Below are 18,828 nucleotides of genomic sequence, written 5' to 3'. Positions count from 1 at the left end.
ATCAGTTGTCGCGCTTCTCCTTGATCTTCGCCTTCTTGCCGCGCAGCTCGCGCAGGTAGTACAGCTTCGCGCGACGCACGTCACCGCGGGTGATGACCTCGATCTTCTCGAAGATCGGGGAGTTCACCGGGAAGGTGCGCTCGACGCCGACGGAGAAAGAGACCTTGCGGACCGTGAAGGTCTCACGGACGCCCGCGCCCTGGCGGCGGATGACGACACCCTTGAACTGCTGCACACGGGAGCGGTTGCCTTCGATGACGCGCACGTGGACGTTCACGGTGTCGCCGGGGCGGAAGGCGGGGACGTCGCTGCGGATCGAGGCAGCGTCGACGGAGTCGAGCAGGTGGGACATGTGAGTCTGCTTTCTTCACTGATGCCACAGGTCATCAGCGGCATTTCGGAGATGAAAGGGGATGCTGTACGCGTCGGACGGGCGTCGTTCCCCCTGTGGCAGGGGCGCACGCGGACGGACAACAGCTGCTTATTGTTCCACGGCCCCGGGGTCGCGCCAAAATCGGCCGTCCGGGCCCGGCCGCCAGCCCAGGATGGAGAGCATCTCGCGGTCCTTCTTGTCGAAGGCGGCGGGGTCCGAGCGCTCGATAAGGTCGGGCCGGTGAGCGGTGGTGCGGCGGAACGCCTCGTCCCGCCGCCAGCGCGCGATCTTCCCGTGGTGCCCGCTGAGGAGCACGTCCGGGATGCCGCGCCCGCGCCACTCGGGGGGCTTGGTGTACACGGGCCCCTCCAGGAGATCGGCCATCGCGCCGGGCGCGAACGAGTCGTCCTGGTGGGACTCCGCGTTGCCGAGCACGCCGGGCAGTAGCCGGGCGACCGCCTCGGTGATCACCAGGACCGCCGCCTCGCCGCCGGCCAGAACGTAGTCCCCGATGGAGACCTCGTACACCGGCATCCGCGTCGCGTACTCGTCCATCACACGACGGTCGATGCCCTCGTAACGGGCGGGCGCGAAGAGCAGCCAGGGACGCGCCGAGAGTTCGACCGCGAGCTCCTGGGTGAAGGGGCGTCCGCTGGGCGTGGGCACGACCATGACGGGGCCGTGGGCGCCCGCCTCGTACCCGTCGGCGAGCGCCTCGTCGACGCACGCGCCCCACGGGTCGGGCTTCATGACCATGCCGGGGCCGCCGCCGTAGGGGGTGTCGTCGACGGTGCTGTGCCGGTCGTAGGTCCACCGGCGCAGGTCGTGCACCTGGACGTCGAGGACACCGCGCGCGCGTGCCTTGCCGACGAGGGAGACGTTCAGCGGTTCCAGGTACTCGGGGAAGATCGTGACGACGTCGAGCCGCATCAGCGCGCGTCCTCTTCGTCTTCCCTGCTGGAGGCCACGACCGCCTCGCTGTCGTCGATCAGGCCGGGCGGCGGGTCGATCACCGCGCGCTGCTCGTCCAGGTCGATCGAGGTGACGATCTCCTCCACGAACGGGATCATCACCTCGCTGCCGTCGGGGCGCTCCACGATGAACAGGTCCTGCGAGGGCAGGTGCGTGATCTCGGTGATCCGGCCGATCCCGGTGCCGTCGGCGAGCACCACGTCGAGGTCGACCAGCTGGTGGTCGTAGAACTCCTCGGGGTCCTCGGGGCTCGCCCCGGGGTCGACGTCGGAGATCAGGAGGGTGTTGCGCAGGGCCTCGGCCGCCGTGCGGTCCTTGACGCCCTCGAAGCGCAGCAGCAGCCTGCCGCTGTGCACCCGGCCGGTCTCCACGGTCAGCGGGCCCACCGCTGCCGGGTCCGTGGTCAGGACGGCTCCGGGGCCGAGCCGCAGTTCCGGCTCGTCCGTGCGCACCTCGACGGTGACCTCGCCCTTGATGCCGTGGGCGCGGCCGATCCGCGCGACTACCAGCTGCACTCTCGTTCTCTCCTCTTCGTACGGATACGGCACGACCCGCCCGGTACGGGTACGGCGGACCCGCGCGTACCCGGTCCGTCGGCAAGCGTACGGAAAACGACAACGGGCCGGGGCGGGCCTCAGCCCTCCCCGGCCCCTGCCGGTAATGCTCTACTGCCTGATGCTCGGCGACTGCCCGATGATCAGTGGGCCTGGTCCACGTCGACGAGGTCGACGCGGATGCCACGGCCACCGATGGCCCCGACGACGGTACGCAGGGCACGGGCGGTACGGCCGTTGCGGCCGATCACCTTGCCGAGGTCGTCGGGGTGCACCCGGACTTCGAGAACGCGTCCGCGACGCAGGGTGCGCGAGGCGACCTGCACGTCGTCGGGGTTGTCCACGATGCCCTTCACGAGGTGCTCAAGAGCCTCCTCGAGCATGCTCAGGCCTCGGTCGACTCAGCGGCAGCGTCGGCCGGAGCCTCGTCCGCCTTCTTGTCGGCCTTCTTCGCCTTGGGGGTGATGGCCTCGCCCTTGGCGTCGCCACCCTCAAGAGCCTTCGCGAAGGCGTCGAAGGAAGCGCGCTTGTCTTCCTTCGCCGCCGGCTGGAGCAGCGGCGCGGGGGCCGGAAGGCCCTTGTGGGCCTGCCAGTCACCCGTGAGCTTCAGGATGGCGAGAACGGCGTCGGTCGGCTGGGCGCCGACGGACAGCCAGTACTGCGCACGCTCGGCGTTGACCTCGATGCGCGAGGGGTTCTGCACCGGGTGGTACAGGCCGATCTCTTCGATGGCACGGCCGTCACGGCGCACACGGGCATCGGCGACGACGATGCGGTAGTGCGGCGAACGGATCTTGCCGAGGCGCTTCAGCTTGATCTTGAGCACGGGAGTGGTCTCTCCTGGAATTGACGTGGTTGGGCACAACGGGATGCCACGTGGGGTTGCGGTACTCGGGGTGCCCGATGGACGCGTCAGCCGGAGGAGAGAGGGGTCCTGTGCGGCTGTCGAGTACAGCTGTCCATTGTGCCACAGCTGCGGCACACGCCGTTCCCCGGCCCTGGTCACGCTCTGCTGCCTCAGCCGGCGGCGGCCACCACGTCCGGAATGCGGAACGGTTTGCCGCAGCCGCCGCACACGATCGGGGCCTGCGCCAGCACCGACGGCACGACGCGGACGTTGCGCCCGCAGTCGCAGACGGCCTTGACCCGCACCCCTCCCCCGGAGGACCCGTGCCGTGCGGCGGGGCCGCGGAAGGAGCGCTTGGTGTCGGCGGCCGTCGCGACGGTGTGCGCCTTGAGGGCGCGGGTCAGCCGCTCGATGGTGGGACGGTAGCGGCGCTTCGCCTCGGGGTTGAGCGCGACCAGGGAGAACCCGCTGCTGGGATGCGGCTCCTCGGGGTGGTCCAGGCCCAACTCCTCGGCGATCGCAAGGAATCTGCGGTTGTGGTAGCGACCGGCGCGGGAGGTGTCACGGACGCCGCGGGCTGCGGCGATGCCGTGGACTGCCTCGTGCAGCAGTCTTTCGAAGGAGAGAGCCACGCCGCAGGCGGACGAGGACTCTCCGATCAGGGACTCGGGCGCGGCTAGATCGGGCAGCTCGGGGTGGTACCGCTGGATGTCGGCCCACGCCTGCGCCAGTTCTGCGGCGAGGACAGGTGGTGTCGTGCTCACGACGTGACAACGAGCCGGAGGGCTTCCGTGTTCCTATTCCGGGGCATCCCAAATAATTTGCACGTACCAGTCAGTTCCCGCTGATGCCTCGCGCCGAGGGGCGGGTGCGCCGATTCGCGGAGAACCGGCGCGACGGACGCCAGGGCGGTGCGTATCGGCCGGTACGCCTCCACGCGTACCCGCCGCCGCCCCCGCCGGGACGGCGGCGGGCAGCCGGTTCCGGTGTGCCGGCCCCAGGTCCGGGCCCTGTCGCTGCGCGGCGCACGATCCGCGCGACCGCCCGCGCGGGAGCTCGGTGGGTCCGCCTCCCGCCCGGGGTTCACCCGGACGGAGTACGTACCACGACTCACCCGTACAGGGCGCACGCGGGGCCAAATACAGGGGGCGCACTCCCGGAGCACGCGAGTAATGCCCCGCCGCCCACTGGACTTGGGGACGGATGCGGAGTTCCCTGACATACGGGGGAAGTGCCGATGCGCACACACAGCACGGGGGTGGCCATAACGGGCACGACCGACCTCACTGCGGATTGGGGCGCTTTCGATGACACCAACGCTCGTCCAGCACCACCCGAGCGCGGCTTCGGGTCCCAGGGGCACGCGCGCGCGTGACTGGGCCGAGATCCAGGAGCGGATGCTGGTGCCGCTCTACGAAGCGGTGTACGCGCGGCTGGAGGTGGGCCCCGCCACCCGGCTGCTCGGCCTCGGCTGCGGGTCGGGTCTGGCCCTGCTCGTCGCCGCGTCGCGGGGCGCGTGCGTCGCCGGGGTGGACGACGACCCCGGGCGCGTGGCGCTCGCCAGGACCCGGCTCCACGACGAGGGGACGCCCGGGACCGGGACGGCCGCCGTGGTCTGCGGCGGCCCGGCCGACACCGCGGACGCCGACTGCACTCCGTACAACCTGCTGACCGCCTTCGAGCCGATCGGCTGCGCGGCCGGGGACACCGACTGCCTCGCGCCGGCTCTCGCCGAAGCGGTGCCGCTGGTGCGGCGCGGCAGCGCGGTCGTGCTGACCGGCTGGGGTCCGCCGGAGCGCTGCGCCACCTCGGCGGTGCTGCGGGTGGCGTCCCGGCTGACCAACCCGCCACGCGCGTCCGGCGGCTGGCGGGCCCCGCTGCGGGACGATCTGGAGAACGTGGCGGCGCGGGCGGGACTGCGGCCCGACGGCTCGGGGCGGGTCGCCTGCCCGTTCGGGTACAGCGACATGGACAGCGCGGTGCGGGGTCTGATGTCCACCGGCCTCTTCGACGCGGCGATACGGGCGACCGACCCGGCGCAGGTGGAGAAGGAACTGGTGGAGGCGCTGCATCCGCATCTGCGGGAGGACGGGACGGTGTGGATGCCGAACGTCTTCCGGTATCTGATCGCCCGTAAGCCGTAGCGTTCTTCCGCCTCCTCGCCGAAGTACGCGCGGCAGCAAGGTACGTGTGCGGGGGCGGACGGGTACGGCGCGGCAGTACAGAGCTGTGCCCGTCCGGGCGTGCTGACACACGTACGCCGTGGGCGCCCGCGTGAACGGGCGGCCACGGCGTACGGACCGAGGTGCCGGACGGTCAGCCCATAAACTTCTTGAACTCGTCCGGGAGTTCGAAGTCCTTGCCGCCCTGGCCCGCGGGCAGCCCGAACGCGCCGCCGCCCTGCTGGGCGGCCTGCTCGCGCCGCTCGGCCGCCGCCTGCTCCTCGGCCTTGCGCTTCATCGGGTTGCCGGACTTGCGCTTGCCCTTGGCCTGCTTGATCTGCTTCTTCTGCTTGCCGGGACCGCCACCCATCCCGGGCATCCCCGGCATACCGGGCATGCCACCGCCCTGAGCCATCTTCGACATCATCTTGCGGGCGTCGAAGAACCGCTCCACCAGGTTCTTCACGGCGCTGACCTCGACACCGGAGCCCTTGGCGATACGGGCACGGCGCGAACCGTTGATGATCGTCGGCTCGGCGCGCTCCGCCGGGGTCATCGACTTGATGATGGCCGCGGTGCGGTCCACGTCCTTCTCGTCGATGTTGTTGATCTGGTCCTTGATCTGCCCCATGCCCGGCAGCATGCCGAGCAGCTTGGAGATCGAGCCCATCTTGCGGACCTGCTCCATCTGGGCCAGGAAGTCGTCCAGCGTGAAGTCCTTGCCGCCCTTGGAGGAGGACAGCTTGGAGGCCATTTTGGCGGCCTCTTCCTGACTGAACGTCTTCTCCGCCTGCTCGATGAGGGTGAGCAGGTCACCCATGTCGAGAATGCGGGAGGCCATCCGGTCCGGGTGGAACGCGTCGAACTCGTCGAGCTTCTCGCCGTTGGAGGCGAACATGATCTGACGGCCGGTGACGTGCGCGATGGAGAGCGCGGCACCGCCCCGGGCGTCACCGTCGAGCTTGGAGAGCACCACACCGTCGAAGCCGACGCCGTCGCGGAAGGCCTCGGCGGTGTTGACCGCGTCCTGGCCGATCATCGCGTCGACGACGAAGAGAATCTCGTCCGGGCTGACGGCGTCGCGGATGTCCGCGGCCTGCTGCATCAGCTCCTGGTCGATGCCCAGGCGGCCGGCGGTGTCGACGATGACCACGTCGAACTGCTTGGTCTTCGCGTACTCGATGGAGTCCTTGGCGACCGTGACCGGGTCGCCGACGCCGTTGCCCGGCTGGGGCGCGTAGACGGCGACACCGGCACGGTCGGCGACGACGCTGAGCTGGTTGACGGCGTTGGGACGCTGGAGGTCACAGGCGACGAGGAGCGGGGCGTGCCCCTCACCCTTGAGCCAGAGACCCAGCTTTCCGGCGAGGGTCGTCTTGCCCGCACCCTGGAGACCCGCCAGCATGATCACGGTCGGGCCGGACTTGGCGAACCGCAGACGACGGGTCTCGCCGCCGAGGATGCCGACCAGTTCCTCGTTGACGATCTTGATGATCTGCTGGGCGGGGTTCAGCGCCTTGGAGACCTCGGCCCCGGCGGCGCGCTCCTTGACCTTCTTGATGAAGGCCCGGACGACCGGCAGGGCGACGTCCGCTTCCAGCAGGGCGATGCGGATCTCGCGGGCGGTGGCGTCGATGTCCGCCTCGGACAAGCGGCCCTTGCCCCGGAGATTCTTGAAAGTCGCGGAAAGGCGATCGGAGAGGGTATCGAACACTGTGGTCGCAGATCCTCGGGTTGGGGGCGGAGTCCTTGGCCCCCCAGAGTATCCGGCCCGGCAAAACGTCGGCCCCCGCCTGCCGGAGTCCGGCGAACGACGGCTGCGCAGCGTGCCGTCGGGGGCGCGGCGAACTGCGCGGCCCGCCCCCGCGCATCGCGCGGCCCTTGCCCGGCGCCCGAGCCGCCCGAAGGGAAGGGCTTGCCCGCGCGCAGGCAACGAGTCCGCGGGCGGACCGTCCCCCGCAGCCGCTACTTCTCCCCCAGCGCCGCCCCCACCCCCCGCGCGACCTCCGCCGCCTCCCCGGAGCCCAGCGGGTGCCCGTCCCTCCCCGTCACGTAGAACGCGTCCACCGCGCTGGACCCCAGCGTCGAGACGTGCGCGCTGCGCACCCGTACCCCCGACTCGTCCAGCGCCCGGCCGATCCGGTGCAGCAGCCCCGGTGCGTCCTGGGCCCGTACCTCCAGGACCGTCGCGTGCCGGGAGGCCGCCGGGGCGACGGTCACCCGCGCGGGCGGTACGCCGGTCCGGCGGCGCGCCCTGCTCGCGTAGGCCTTCTCCCGTTCGGCGAGCCGGGACGCCAGGTCCAGCGACCCGTCCAGGGCCCGTACGAGGTCGGCCCGCAGCCGCGTCGCCTCCGGCAGGCCCCCGTACGCCGCGGCCACCCGCCAGGACAGCAGGAGCAGTGCGGGAGCCCCCTCCAACGGAGGCTCCGCGGACCGCAGTTCCGCGGTCCGCACGGTCATCCGGTGCATGGCGAGCACCCCGGCGACCGCGGGCAGCACCCCCGGCTGGTCCGGCACGGCCATCGTCAGTTCCACCCCGAGCGCCGCGTCGCCCGCGTCGTCCTCCTCCCGCGCGCGCAGCGCCAGCACGGGCCCGCCGGTGCGGTGCGCCTCCAGCGTCAGCCGCTCCTGCTCCACGGTCAGCGCGCCCGGCTCGGGTTCCGGGAGCGGGTCCCCGGCCAGTACCGCGCCCACCCGTTTCACCAGGTCGGCCACCAGGGACGCGCGCCACGCCGACCAGGCCGCGGGGCCGGTGGCCAGGGCGTCCGCCTCGGTAAGCGCGTGCAGCAGTTCCAGCGTGGACGCTGTGCCGACCGCGTCCGCCACCGCCCGTACCGTCGCCGGATCGTCGAGGTCACGCCGGGTCGCCGTGTCCACGAGCAGCAGGTGGTGCCGTACGAGGGTGGCCACCACGGCCACGTCCGCGTCGCCGAATCCGATCCGCGCCGCCATGTCCCGCGCGATGGTCTCGCCCACCACGGAGTGGTCGCCGGGCCATCCCTTGCCGATGTCGTGCAGCAGCGCGGCCACCAGCAGCAGATCGGGCCGTCCCACCCGCCGGGTGAATCCGGCGGCCCGCACCGCCGCCTCCAGGAGGTGGCGGTCGACGGTCCAGGTGTGCACGGGGTTGCGCTGCGGCCGGCAGCGCACCCGCTCCCAGTCGGGGAGCAGCCGTGCGATCAGCCCCTCGGCCTCCAGCGCCTCCCACACGGGTACCGCCGACTCGCCCGCTCCGAGCAGTGTCACCAGTTCCTCGCGGGCCTCGGCGGGCCACGGCACCGGCAGGTGCGGCGCGAGCCTGGCGAGTTGCCGCACGGCGTGGATGCTGACCGGCAGTCCGGCCTGCGCGGCAGCGGCAGCGGCCCGCAGCGGAAGGATCGCGTCCCGTTCCGGGCGTGCGGTGCGCGCCAGGACCGCCTCGCCGTCCTGCTCGACGACGCCGTCGGCGAGCGGCGTGCGCTCCGGGCCCGCGGGCCGGCCGCCCAGCAGGGCCTTGAGCCGCGGCCGTACGGACCGGGCCCGCACCACCCGTTCCACTTCGCGCCAGGTCACGTCACCGGCGTAGGAGAGGGTGCGGGCCGCCTCGTACACCTTGCGCAGCAGCACGTCCGCGTCGAGGACGCCGAGCGCGGTCGCGACCTGGTCCTGTTCCTGGAGGGCGAGCCGGTCGGTGGCCCGTCCGGTGGCGAGGTGGAGGGCGTCACGTACGTCGAGGAGGGTGCGGCGGGCCTCGGCGAGACCTTCGCGGGGGGCGTCGGCGATCCAGGAGGCGGCGACGGCGCGCAGGGCGGTGGCGTCGCGCAGGCCGCCGCGCGCCTCCTTGAGGTCGGGTTCCAGGAGGTACTGCAACTCGCCCGCCCGCTCCGCCCGTTCGAGGCACAGTTCGTGGAGTTCGGGGAGGCGTCTGACCGCCTGGTTGCGCCAGTCGGCGAGGATCGTGGTGCGCAGCCCGGCGGTGAGGCCCAGGTCCCCGGCGACGTGCCGGGCGTCCAGGAGGCCGAGATGGGCCTTGAGGTCCTCCCCGGCGACCTTGCGGGCCTCGGCGGGGGTGCGCACGGAGTGGTCGAGGGCGAGGCCGAGGTCCCAGACCGGGTACCAGACCCGGTCGGCGAGGGCGGAGACCGCCTTGGGGTCGGACCCGTCGTGCAGCAGGAGCAGGTCGAGGTCGCTGCGCGGGGAGAGTTCGCCCCGCCCGTAGCCGCCGACGGCGACCAGTGCCGCGTTCCGTACGCCGGCCTGTGCGGCGGCGATGTCGAACAGTTCCGCGACCCAGGAGTCGGTGAGCTTCGCGAGGCCGGAGCGGCGCGGCGGCCCGGACCGCGACTCCTGGGTCAGGAGTCGCAGCCGGGCCGCCGCGTAGCCGCCGGGTCGCGGGCCGGACTGCTCTTCGGTCTCTTCCACACGCGTCACCCAGCAGCTCCCTTGCCGTTCAGCAGAACGTTCCGCGGTCCGTCCGGCTCATTACAGCGCGTCCGGTCCGCGCTCGCCGGTCCGGACCCGGACCGCCGTCTCGACGGGCACGCTCCACACCTTGCCGTCGCCGATCTTGCCGGTGCGGGCGGCCTTCACGACCACCTCGATCAGCTGCTCGGCGTCGCCGTCCTCGACGAGCACCTCGATGCGGATCTTCGGTACGAGGTCCACGGTGTACTCGGCGCCCCGGTAGACCTCGGTGTGGCCGCGCTGGCGCCCGTAACCGCTGGCCTCGGTGACGGTCAGCCCGTGGACCCCGAAGGCCTGCAGGGCCTCCTTGATCTCGTCGAGCCGGTGCGGCTTGACGACCGCCGTGATCAGCTTCATGCGTCCACCTTCTTGCTCGCTTCGACAGGGGGTCCGGGCACGGGGGTACGGGGGGCAGCGCCGCCGCCCGCGCCGGTGAAGTCGTATGCCGTTTCGGCGTGTTCGGTCTGGTCGATGCCGGAGACCTCGACGTCCTCTTCCACCCGCATGCCCATCGTCCTGTCGAGGACGAAGGCGAGGAGCGCGGAGACGGCCAGGGAGTAGGCGAGGACGGCGAAGACGCCGATCGCCTGCTTGCCGAGCTGTTCGAGGCCGCCGCCGTAGAAGAGGCCCTTGGCGTCGGACTGTACGCCGCCGGTGGCGAAGAACCCGACGAGCAGCGAGCCGATCACGCCGCCGACCAGGTGGACGCCGATGACGTCCAGCGAGTCGTCGTACCCCAGCTTGAACTTGAGCCCCACGGCCATCGCGCACACCACACCGGCGATGGCGCCGACGGCGATCGCGCCGAGCGGCGAGACCGATCCGCCGGCCGGGGTGATCGCGACGAGGCCGGCGACCGCGCCCGAGGCCGCGCCCAGCGTGGTGAACGCGCCGTGCCGGATCTTCTCGTACGCCAGCCAGGCCAGCATGGCCGCGGCGGTCGCGACCTGGGTGTTGACGAACATGACCGCGCCCACGCCGTCGTCGTTGCCCAGCCAGGAGCCGGCGTTGAAGCCGAACCAGCCGAACCACAGCAGTCCCGCGCCGAGCATCACCAGCGGCAGGCTGTGCGGGCGCATCGGGTCCTTCTTGAAGCCGATCCGCTTGCCGATCACGAGGATCACGCCGAGGGCCGCCGCACCGGCGTTGATGTGGACGGCGGTGCCGCCCGCGAAGTCGATGACGCCCATCTCGAACAGCCAGCCGCCCGCGCCCCACACCCAGTGTGCGACGGGGAAGTAGACCACGACCGCCCACAGCGTGATGAACAGCGCCCAGGCGGTGAACTTCACGCGGTCCGCGAGCGCACCGCTGATCAGGGCCGGGGTGAGGACCGCGAACATCAGCTGGAAGACGGCGAACACGTAGACGGGAATCGTGTAGCCGTCCCAGAGTTCGGTGACGCCGATACCGCTCAGCCCGACGAAGTCGGTGTTCCAGCCGATGACGGAGCCGACGTCGTCGCCGAAGGCGAGGCTGAAGCCGAAGAGCACCCACAGGATCGTGACGATCCCGAGGCTGATGAAGCTCATCATCAGCATGTTCAGGGTGGACTTGACGCGGACCATGCCTCCGTAGAAGAAGGCGAGGGCGGGCGTCATCAGCATCACCATGGCGGAGCAGATGAGCATGAAGCCGGTGTTGGCGGCGGAGAGCGTCGGGGCCTCCGCGGCGAGCGTCACCGGCAGCCCGGGATCCGTCCAGGAAGTCATCGCGTCTGTCGTGATGCCTGGGGGCATCGGCGTCTCCTCGTCCTCGGTGCGGCCAGTGCGGGGTGGCTGGTTATGGACCCCGAGAGTGGCGGAGCGCCGTTTCGGAAGATGCCCCTCCGTGTTTCGCCGCAGTGACGATGGCATCGTGCGTGTTACGCGGAAATGAACTCGCCGATCATGTCCGGCGTACGGGGGGCGGACAGGGGCCGGCCGCGGCAGCTCCCCGGGTGACCTGGCGCGGGGGAGCCGAGTCGGGGTTCACGGGGTCGCTGCCGCGGCCGGGTTCGGGGTGCCTTACACCGCCTCTGCGGCTTCGGGCAGTTTCGCGCCCAACTGGTCGGTCAGGTCGTGCACTTCGGCCACGTCGCCGAATTCCCGTACCGCGCCTTCGACGGTCTTGCGCAGCCGGTTGTTGACCCGCTCGGAGCGGACCTTCTCCGCGACGCCGAGGGCCCGCTGCGAGTAGGCGACGGCCTGCTCGGGCTCCCGCTTCAGGAGGTGCACGGTGGCCATGCCGATGAGGTTGAGCGCGTACGACCGCTGGTGCTCGTCGTCCTTCTCGAAGAGGTCCACGGCGCGTTCCATGACGGGTTCGGCGAGCGAGGCGTAGGTGGGACTGCGCCCGGCCACGTAGGCGAGGTCGCGGTACGAGTGGGAGTTCTCGCCGTTGAGTTCTGCCTCGGAGAAGAAGCGGATCCAGTCGGGGTCCTGCTCGTCGTCCAGGCCCGCGTCGACGAAGGTGTCCTCGGCCATCCGCACGGCCCGCTTGCACTTGCTGGGCTGGCCCATGTTGGCGTACGCGCGTGCCTCCATCGCGTACAGCATGGCCTGGGTGCGCGCGGTGGCGCAGTCGCGGCTGCCGTACTGGGCGAGGTGGACCAGTTCCAGGGCGTCGTCGGGGCGTCCGAGGTGGATCATCTGGCGGCTCATGCTGGAGAGGATGTACGAGCCGAGCGGCTTGTCCCCGGCTTCCTTGGCGGCGTGCAGCGCGAGGACGAAGTACTTCTGGGCGGTGGGCTGGAGCCCGATGTCGTAGCTCATCCAGCCGGCCAGCTCGGACAGTTCGGCGGCACACCGGAACAGCCTCTTCGAGGTGGCGTAGGGCTGGGGTTCCTGGAGGAGGTCGGTGACCTCGTGCAGCTGTCCGACGACGGCCTTGCGGCGCAGCCCGCCGCCGCACTGGGCGTCCCACCGGCGGAACATGACGGTGGTGGATTCGAGGAGTTGCAGTTCCGGCTCGGACAGCCGGGACGGCCGCCGGGCGGCGGCGGCCGACTCCTGCGGCGCGGGATCGCCGGCAGGGGTGGGAACCAGCCACCGCTGCATCGGCTCGATGAGCGTGGGACCGGCGGACAGCATGAGGGAGGAGCCGAGGAAGCCGCGGCGGGCCAGCATCAGGTCGCTGCGGGAGAACTCGCTCAGCAGGGACACGGTCTGCGGTCCGGCCCAGGGAAGGTCCACCCCGGACACCGAGGGCGAGCGGTGTGCCGCGCGCAGGCCGAGGTCCTCGATGGCGACGACCGCCCCGAAACGCTCGGAGAACAGCTCCGACAGGATGCGCGGGATGGGTTCGCGCGGGTTCTCACCGTCCAGCCAGCGGCGCACCCGGGAGGTGTCGGTGCTGATGTGGTGGGCGCCCATCTGCCGCGCCCGGCGGTTCACCTGGCGGGCCAGTTCGCCCTTGGACCAGCCGCTGCGCACGAACCACGAACCGAGCTGCTCGTTCGGGCGCTTGCCGGCGTGACCGCCGCTCCCGTCGCTGCCGCCCACGTCGAACGCCCCCATTCCGTCGCCCGGAGCGGGCCGCACACCGCGCTCCGGAAATCCTGTGCTCACACACGTCCTCCGCATGAACCCCATACAGAATGCCGCCGACAGGGGCCTCCTGTCCGCAGGATGCACACCCTCGAACAGGAATCCGGCTTGCCCCCGGCATACCCACGAACGCGCGCACTCCCGGAGTTCATGCACCGAAAGTAGTCCCCCGATCACCCGTCCGGCGAGGGCACTTACAGAAACGCCACCATTCGCCACCCCTCCGAGTGAACTCCCCCGCGGGCAGAAGCGATTCACTTGACACAGGACGATCAGGAGTCGGCGGAGCGACGCACGCCGGAGCGTGTGCCGCGTCGCGCACCACCCCCAGTGTCCCGATACGCCGCCGGAGCCGGATCGACGGCAGTACCTCGTTGACGCAGCGTCACCAGAGCGCTCCGTGTCGTAACCACCGGCGCGTTCGACCCGTTGGAGGGGGCATGGGCTTCACGATCGGCGGCATCCGGGACATGCGCTCCGGCACGCGGCGCCGCAGCCGCACGTCAGAGGGCACAGCGGTGGCGGAGTACACCGGACTGTGGGGCTGGGACGTGGTCCCGGGCGCGAGGGCCGCCGCGGGAGTCTGCTCCTGCGGCAGCCGGGCGTGCGAGGCCCCCGGTGCCCACCCCTTCGACTTCGCTCAGGTGGTCCCGGCCGGGGCGACGCTGGACGAGGTCGCCGCCGTCTGGGGCCAGTTCCCGGGGGCGGCCGTGCTGCTGCCGGTGGGCAGGTCGTTCGACGTGCTGGACGTGACGGAGACGGCGGGACGCCAGGCGCTGGTCCGGCTGGAGCGGATGGGCATCCCGCTGGGTCCGGTGACCGTGACACCGGACGGCCGCGCGCACTTCTTCGTCGCACCGGGCGCTTCGGCCGCCCTGCCGGAGCTGCTCTACCGGATGGGCTGGGACGACGCGGATCTCGACCTGCGGTGCCTGGGCCCGGGGTCGTACGTCACTGCTCCTCCGTCGGACCACGCGGGCCTCGGCCAGGTGCGCTGGCTGCGCCCGCCGTCGCTCGACACGGCGCGAAAGCCCCCGCAGGCGCGGCTGCTGCTGGGCACCCTGGCGTACATCTGCCACCGCCACCCGGCCTGACACCGCTGCGTACGACGGAGGCACCGCGGGACGTCCCGCGGTGCCTCCGTCGTACGTACGCATCCGGAACTCAGTCCCCGATCAGGGCGTCCACGAAGGCCTCCGGCTCGAACGGAGCCAGGTCGTCCGCGCCCTCGCCGAGGCCCACCAGCTTGACCGGTACGCCCAGCTCGCGCTGGACGGCGATGACGATGCCGCCCTTGGCAGTGCCGTCGAGCTTGGTCAGCACGATGCCGGTGATGTCCACGACCTCCGCGAACACCCGCGCCTGGACGAGGCCGTTCTGCCCGGTGGTGGCGTCCAGGACGAGCAGTACCTCGTCCAGCGGGCCGTGCTTCTCCACGACGCGCTTGACCTTGCCGAGCTCGTCCATGAGCCCGGTCTTGGTGTGCAGGCGGCCCGCGGTGTCGATGAGGACGACGTCGGCACCCTCGGCGATGCCCTCCTTGACGGCGTCGAAGGCGATCGACGCGGGGTCGCCGCCCTCGGGTCCCCGTACCGTCCGGGCGCCCACCCGCTCGCCCCAGGTCTGGAGCTGGTCCGCGGCGGCGGCACGGAAGGTGTCGGCCGCGCCGAGCACCACGGAGCGGCCGTCGGCGACCAGCACGCGGGCGAGCTTGCCGGTGGTGGTGGTCTTGCCGGTGCCGTTGACGCCGACGACCATGACGACGCCCGGGGTGTCGACGCCGCTCTCCGTCTTCACGGCGCGGTCGACGTCGGTGCCGATGAGGGCGAGCAGCTCCTCGCGCAGGAGGGTGCGCAGTCCGTCGGGGGTACGGGTGCCGAGCACGCGGACGCGTTCACGCAGGGCCTCGACGAGTTCCTGGGTGGGGGCGACGCCGACGTCGGCGGTGAGGAGGGTGTCCTCGATCTCCTCCCAGGTGTCCTCGTCCAGGTTGTCGCGCGAGAGCAGCGTGAGCAGGCCCTTGCCGAGCGAGTTCTGGGAGCGGGCGAGCCGGGCGCGCAGGCGCACCAGACGGCCGGCGGTGGGTTCGGGGACGTCGAGTGCGGGAGCCCCGACGACGGGCTCCTCGACGACGACGGGCGCCTCGGGGGTGCCCGGGAGCTCGACCTCCTCGATGGTGCGGCGCGCTTCGTCCTTCGGCGGAGCGGCGTCGTCGCCGACCTGAGGTTCGGCGGGCGGGACAGTGATGGTCGGCGTGCTCGACGGTGCCGAGGGAGGCAGCTGCTTCTTCTTGCGGCTGCCGACCACGAGCCCGCTGATCGCGCCGACCGCGACCAGGGCGATGACTACAGCAAGGATGAGGATGTCCATAACCTCATCAGTATCGGCCACGGTGCACCCCCGGGCCCTTCTTGGGGCTTCCTCCAAGAGACATACCCTCACTCAGCGGTGCACTCGGGTCAAAGTACGATGGTCGCAGCACAGTCCACGCGCGTAGAGTCCTGACCGATCACTCGTCATTCCCCCACCGGGCCGCAACGTCGCGCTCCGAGCGAGAGGCATGGAACCCCCACCCATGAGCACCACCGCCGAACCCGCAGCCACCGAACCCGCAGCCGAGGGCGCGGTGGAGACCAGGGGCCTCGAACCCGTCCCCGACAGCGAACGCAACGGACACGTCGGGCAGCTGTTCCCGACGTGGGTGGCGGCCAACATCAGCGTGCTGCTGCTCACCATGGGCGCCGGGCTGGTGGTCTTCAACGGGCTGAACTTCTGGCAGGCACTGATCGCGGCCGTCGTCGCCCCGGCCGTCTCGTACGGCCTCGTGGGACTGATCTCGATCGCGGGCAAGCGCGGCGGCTCTCCCGGCATGGCGCTCTCACGTGCGGTCTTCGGCCAGCGGGGCAACCTCTTCCCCGGCTCGCTGATCTGGGTGGCCCGCTGGGGCTGGGAGACGATCAACGCGGTCACCGGCGCCTACGCGGTGCTCACCGTGCTGGATCTCTGCTTCGGCGTGCAGAGCAGCACCCCGCTCGTCATCGCCACCCTGCTGCTCTTCGTGGCGTGCACGTTCGTCGTCTCGGGCCTGGGCATCACGGCGCTCCAGGTGTGCCAGAAGTGGTCGACGTACCTCTTCGGCGTGTTCAGCGTGCTGGTCCTGATCTACCTGGTCGCCAACACCGACTGGGCGTCCGTGTTCGCCAAGCCGGCCGGTTCGACGGCGATGCTGATCGCGGGCATCGGCACCATCGCGGCGGGCGGCATCAGCTGGGTCCCCACCGGCCCGGACTTCACCCGCTACCTGCCGCGCACGGCCGACGCGAAGCGGATGGTCACGGCGTCGATCGGCGGCGCGGGGATCGTCATCGTCCCGATGGTCCTGATGGGAGCGGTCATGGCCGTCTCCACCCCGGACCTGGCGAAGGCCCAGGACCCGGTGTCCTTCATCGGTGAGCTGCTGCCGACCTGGATCTCGGTCCCGTACCTGGTCATCGCGCTGGTCGGCATGCTGCTCATCAACTCGATGTCGATGTACTCGGCCGGTTTCACCGCGCAGACCCTCGGCATCAACGTCCCGCGCGCCTGGGCCGTCAGCGTGAACGCGATCATCAGCCTCGTCTTCGGGTTCCTGCTGATGGTGGTGGCGACCAGCTTCATGGGCTCGTTCATCTCCTTCCTGACGCTGCTCGCGGTCGCGTTCTCGGCGTGGATCGGCGTCTTCGGCATCGACATGCTCAAGCGCCACGACTACGACGGCGAGGCGCTGATGGACACGACGCGCACCAGCGCCTACTGGTACAGCGGCGGCTTCGCCTGGTCCGCGATGATCGCGTGGGCCGTCGCCCTGGTGATCGGTCTGCTCTTCACCAAGGTCGAGTGGTTCACCGGCCCGCTGGCCACCACCTGGCTCGGCGAGAACGGCCTCGGCTGGGTCGTCACCACCGTCGTGGCGGGCGTCCTGTACGCGGTGCTGCCCCGGGCGCAGGCCCGCGAGCCCCGTGCGGCCGACACCCCGTCCATCTGACGCGACGTCAGCCAACGTCCCCCTCCGCCGGACACACACCCGGCGCAGGGGGACGTTTCGTCATGGCCTGCTGGGTGGTCCGTTGCAACCTCGCCGATCCCGATGCCACCCGCACCTCCGCGCGGGCGCGCTACGCCGCCGCCCTGGAGATGGCCCGGTACGCGGACGAGCACGGCGTCGACACGCTCCAGACCGAGGAGCACCACGGCGTCGCCAGCGGCTGGCTGCCCTTGCCGTTCGCCTTCGCGGGCGCCGCCCCCGGTGCGACGCGGCGCCTCACCGTGATGATCTCGGCGGTCATCCGCCCGCTGTACGGCCCGCTGCGGCTCGCCGAGGACATCGCCGTCCTCGACCTGGTGAGCGGCGGCACGAGAGTCTGCGTCTGTTCGCGCACAGGGTGCTGCCCCGGCTCGCGGAGCGGGCCGGGGCAGCGGGTGGAACGGGGCAGCGGGTGGAACGGGTGACGCGCGGGAGGCGGGCGGTGCCTGGCTAGCCCATCTCCTCCAGCCTCTTGCCCTTGGTCTCCTTCACGAACTTGAGCACGAAGGGGATCGAGAGGGCCGCGAAGAACGTGTAGATGACGTACGTCCCGGAGAGGTTCCAGCTCGCCAGGGAGGGGAAGCTCGCGGTGATCGTCCAGTTGGCGATCCACTGGGCGGCCGCGGCCACACCGAGGGCGGCGGCGCGCAGCCGGTTCGGGAACATCTCGCCGAGGAAGACCCAGACCACGACACCCCAGGACAGGGCGAAGAAGAGCACGAAGACATGGGCGGCGACCAGGGCGACCAGGCCCTGGGTGTCCGGGAGCTTGCCGTTCACCATGTCGGCGGAGAAGGCCCAGGCCTCGCAGGCGAGGGCGAGCGTCATGCCCGCCGAACCGATCAGGGCGAGCGGCTTGCGGCCGATCCGGTCGACGAAGATCATCGCGATCACGGTGCCGATGATGTTGATGATCGACGTGGTGAACGAGTAGAAGAACGAGTCGCTCGGGTCGATGCCCACGGACTGCCACAGCGTCGCCGAGTAGTAGAAGGCGACGTTGATGCCGACGAGCTGCTGGAAGACCGAGAGGCCGATACCGATCCAGACGATCGGCAGGAACCCGAACCTGCTGCCGAGCAGGTCCTTGAAGGTCGACTTGTGGTCGCTGCGCAGGCCGTCCTGGATCTCGGCGACCCGGGCGTCCAGGTCGATGTGCTCGCCCTCGACCTCGGCCAGGATCTTCTTGGCCCGCTCGGTCTTGCCGACGGAGACCAGGAAGCGCGGGGACTCGGGGATGACGAAGGACAGCAGCCCGTAGATCACCGCGGGAACGACCATCACGCCGAGCATGACCTGCCAGGCCTCCAGGCCGGCGAAGACCTTGTGGCGGTCGTCGCCGCCGGCCCAGTTGAGGATGCCCCAGTTGACGAGCTGGGAGATCGCGATGCCGAGGACGATCGCGCCCTGCTGGAAGGAGCCCAGCCGTCCGCGGTAGGCCGGCGGGGCGACCTCCGCGATGTAGGCCGGGCCGATCACCGAGGCCATGCCGATGGCGATACCGCCGAGGAAGCGCCACATGGTGAGGTCCCACAGCGCGAACGGCAGTGCGGAGCCGACCGCGCTGACGGTGAACAGCACGGCGGCGATCTGCATGACGCGGATGCGGCCGATGCGGTCGGCGATACGGCCCGCGGTGGCGGCGCCGACCGCGCAGCCGATCAGGGCGACGGCGATGACCTGCCCGAGCGTGCCGGCGCCGATGTCCCACTTTTCGCCGATGGCCTGGGTGGCTCCGTTGATCACCGAGCTGTCGTAGCCGAAGAGGAAACCGCCCATCGCGGCCGCGGCGGTGATGAAGACGACATGGCCGAGGTGTTCCGGGGCGGCTTGCTTGCCTCCGGGCGACGACGACGGCGTCTGCGCTGTGCTGGTCACGTGAACTCC

Annotated in this window: 16 protein-coding genes and 1 pseudogene; 4 read left to right on the top strand and 13 right to left on the bottom strand. The window is 71.0% G+C overall.

From position 1 onward, the window contains the following. Position 1: 1 nt before the first annotated feature. From rplS to HNQ79_RS23955, 6 genes are all read right to left on the bottom strand, one after another. Entirely contained in the window at positions 2-352 is a 351-nt protein-coding gene (gene rplS, locus HNQ79_RS23980; RefSeq protein ID WP_185034418.1) for a 50S ribosomal protein L19, read from the bottom strand. 129 nt (positions 353-481) lie between these two features. Beyond that, the gene (trmD, locus tag HNQ79_RS23975; RefSeq protein ID WP_185034416.1) at positions 482-1,303 is read right to left on the bottom strand and encodes a tRNA (guanosine(37)-N1)-methyltransferase TrmD; all 822 of its coding nucleotides are present in this window, start codon (positions 1,301-1,303) and stop codon (positions 482-484) included. Further along, positions 1,303-1,860: a ribosome maturation factor RimM gene (gene rimM, locus HNQ79_RS23970; protein ID WP_185034414.1), complete on the bottom strand. Its 558-nt coding sequence runs from the start codon at positions 1,858-1,860 to the stop codon at positions 1,303-1,305. Before rimM ends, trmD begins: the two co-directional genes overlap by 1 nt. Before the next feature lie 182 nt (positions 1,861-2,042). Next, a complete protein-coding gene (locus HNQ79_RS23965) occupies positions 2,043-2,282 on the bottom strand; it encodes an RNA-binding protein (RefSeq protein WP_067164759.1) in 240 nt (79 codons plus the stop codon). A 2-nt stretch (positions 2,283-2,284) separates the two neighbouring features. Beyond that, the gene (gene rpsP / locus HNQ79_RS23960) at positions 2,285-2,725 is read right to left on the bottom strand and encodes a 30S ribosomal protein S16 (RefSeq protein ID WP_185034413.1); all 441 of its coding nucleotides are present in this window, start codon (positions 2,723-2,725) and stop codon (positions 2,285-2,287) included. Positions 2,726-2,916: 191 nt separating this feature from the next. Further along, entirely contained in the window at positions 2,917-3,510 is a 594-nt protein-coding gene (locus HNQ79_RS23955) for a hypothetical protein (RefSeq protein WP_185034411.1), read from the bottom strand. Positions 3,511-4,053: 543 nt separating this feature from the next. On the opposite strand from HNQ79_RS23955, the gene HNQ79_RS23950 reads away from it, so the two are divergent. Next, entirely contained in the window at positions 4,054-4,890 is an 837-nt protein-coding gene (locus HNQ79_RS23950; protein WP_185034409.1) for an SAM-dependent methyltransferase, read from the top strand. 172 nt (positions 4,891-5,062) lie between these two features. Here the strand turns inward: HNQ79_RS23950 and ffh are convergent, their stop codons facing one another. The 5 genes from ffh to nsdA form a co-directional block, all read right to left on the bottom strand. Next, complete coding sequence (gene ffh / locus HNQ79_RS23945) at positions 5,063-6,622, bottom strand: signal recognition particle protein (protein ID WP_185034407.1); 1,560 nt, start codon at positions 6,620-6,622, stop codon at positions 5,063-5,065. A 251-nt stretch (positions 6,623-6,873) separates the two neighbouring features. Continuing rightward, on the bottom strand, positions 6,874-9,318 hold the full coding sequence (locus HNQ79_RS23940) for a [protein-PII] uridylyltransferase (protein WP_185034405.1): 2,445 nt from the start codon (positions 9,316-9,318) through the stop codon (positions 6,874-6,876). 51 nt (positions 9,319-9,369) lie between these two features. Then, complete coding sequence (locus tag HNQ79_RS23935; RefSeq protein WP_185034403.1) at positions 9,370-9,708, bottom strand: P-II family nitrogen regulator; 339 nt, start codon at positions 9,706-9,708, stop codon at positions 9,370-9,372. Then, entirely contained in the window at positions 9,705-11,090 is a 1,386-nt protein-coding gene (locus tag HNQ79_RS23930) for an ammonium transporter (RefSeq protein ID WP_373312604.1), read from the bottom strand. The genes HNQ79_RS23935 and HNQ79_RS23930 overlap by 4 nt, the downstream gene beginning before the upstream one ends. Positions 11,091-11,357: 267 nt before the next feature. Continuing rightward, a complete protein-coding gene (gene nsdA, locus HNQ79_RS23925; RefSeq protein ID WP_185034590.1) occupies positions 11,358-12,848 on the bottom strand; it encodes a transcriptional repressor NsdA in 1,491 nt (496 codons plus the stop codon). A 470-nt stretch (positions 12,849-13,318) separates the two neighbouring features. Between nsdA and HNQ79_RS23920 the strand changes: the two genes are divergently transcribed. Next, the gene (locus tag HNQ79_RS23920) at positions 13,319-13,972 is read left to right on the top strand and encodes a bifunctional DNA primase/polymerase (RefSeq protein WP_185034401.1); all 654 of its coding nucleotides are present in this window, start codon (positions 13,319-13,321) and stop codon (positions 13,970-13,972) included. A 70-nt stretch (positions 13,973-14,042) separates the two neighbouring features. Here the strand turns inward: HNQ79_RS23920 and ftsY are convergent, their stop codons facing one another. Next, complete coding sequence (gene ftsY, locus HNQ79_RS23915; RefSeq protein ID WP_185034398.1) at positions 14,043-15,248, bottom strand: signal recognition particle-docking protein FtsY; 1,206 nt, start codon at positions 15,246-15,248, stop codon at positions 14,043-14,045. A 205-nt stretch (positions 15,249-15,453) separates the two neighbouring features. On the opposite strand from ftsY, the gene HNQ79_RS23910 reads away from it, so the two are divergent. Together HNQ79_RS23910 and HNQ79_RS23905 are read left to right on the top strand one after the other, a co-directional pair. Further along, positions 15,454-16,902, top strand: coding sequence for a purine-cytosine permease family protein (locus HNQ79_RS23910; protein ID WP_185034396.1), 1,449 nt, complete (start codon positions 15,454-15,456; stop codon positions 16,900-16,902). A 62-nt stretch (positions 16,903-16,964) separates the two neighbouring features. Beyond that, positions 16,965-17,285 (top strand): annotated as a pseudogene (locus tag HNQ79_RS23905) (LLM class flavin-dependent oxidoreductase); the annotation flags it as partial. A gap of 106 nt (positions 17,286-17,391) precedes the next feature. Here the strand turns inward: HNQ79_RS23905 and HNQ79_RS23900 are convergent. Further along, on the bottom strand, positions 17,392-18,819 hold the full coding sequence (locus tag HNQ79_RS23900; protein WP_185034392.1) for a sugar porter family MFS transporter: 1,428 nt from the start codon (positions 18,817-18,819) through the stop codon (positions 17,392-17,394). Between the last annotated feature and the right edge of the window lie 9 nt (positions 18,820-18,828).

The organism is Streptomyces candidus (assembly GCF_014207445.1).
In the GTDB taxonomy this organism is placed as follows: domain Bacteria; phylum Actinomycetota; class Actinomycetes; order Streptomycetales; family Streptomycetaceae; genus Streptomyces; species Streptomyces candidus.
The sequence above is the reverse complement of the archived record's forward strand: the minus strand, read 5'-3'. Positions and strand labels throughout refer to the sequence as shown.

Excerpts from the sequence above, each read along its gene's own strand:
- rplS (WP_185034418.1), bottom strand. The coding sequence starts at position 352 with ATGTCCCACCTGCTCGACTCCGTCGACGCTGCCTCGATCCGCAGCGAC.
- trmD (WP_185034416.1), bottom strand. The coding sequence starts at position 1,303 with ATGCGGCTCGACGTCGTCACGATCTTCCCCGAGTACCTGGAACCGCTG.
- HNQ79_RS23965 (WP_067164759.1), bottom strand. The coding sequence starts at position 2,282 with ATGCTCGAGGAGGCTCTTGAGCACCTCGTGAAGGGCATCGTGGACAAC.
- HNQ79_RS23950 (WP_185034409.1), top strand. The coding sequence starts at position 4,054 with ATGACACCAACGCTCGTCCAGCACCACCCGAGCGCGGCTTCGGGTCCC.
- HNQ79_RS23935 (WP_185034403.1), bottom strand. The coding sequence starts at position 9,708 with ATGAAGCTGATCACGGCGGTCGTCAAGCCGCACCGGCTCGACGAGATC.
- HNQ79_RS23930 (WP_373312604.1), bottom strand. The coding sequence starts at position 11,090 with ATGCCCCCAGGCATCACGACAGACGCGATGACTTCCTGGACGGATCCC.
- nsdA (WP_185034590.1), bottom strand. The coding sequence starts at position 12,848 with ATGGGGGCGTTCGACGTGGGCGGCAGCGACGGGAGCGGCGGTCACGCC.
- HNQ79_RS23920 (WP_185034401.1), top strand. The coding sequence starts at position 13,319 with ATGGGCTTCACGATCGGCGGCATCCGGGACATGCGCTCCGGCACGCGG.
- ftsY (WP_185034398.1), bottom strand. The coding sequence starts at position 15,248 with ATGGACATCCTCATCCTTGCTGTAGTCATCGCCCTGGTCGCGGTCGGC.
- HNQ79_RS23910 (WP_185034396.1), top strand. The coding sequence starts at position 15,454 with ATGAGCACCACCGCCGAACCCGCAGCCACCGAACCCGCAGCCGAGGGC.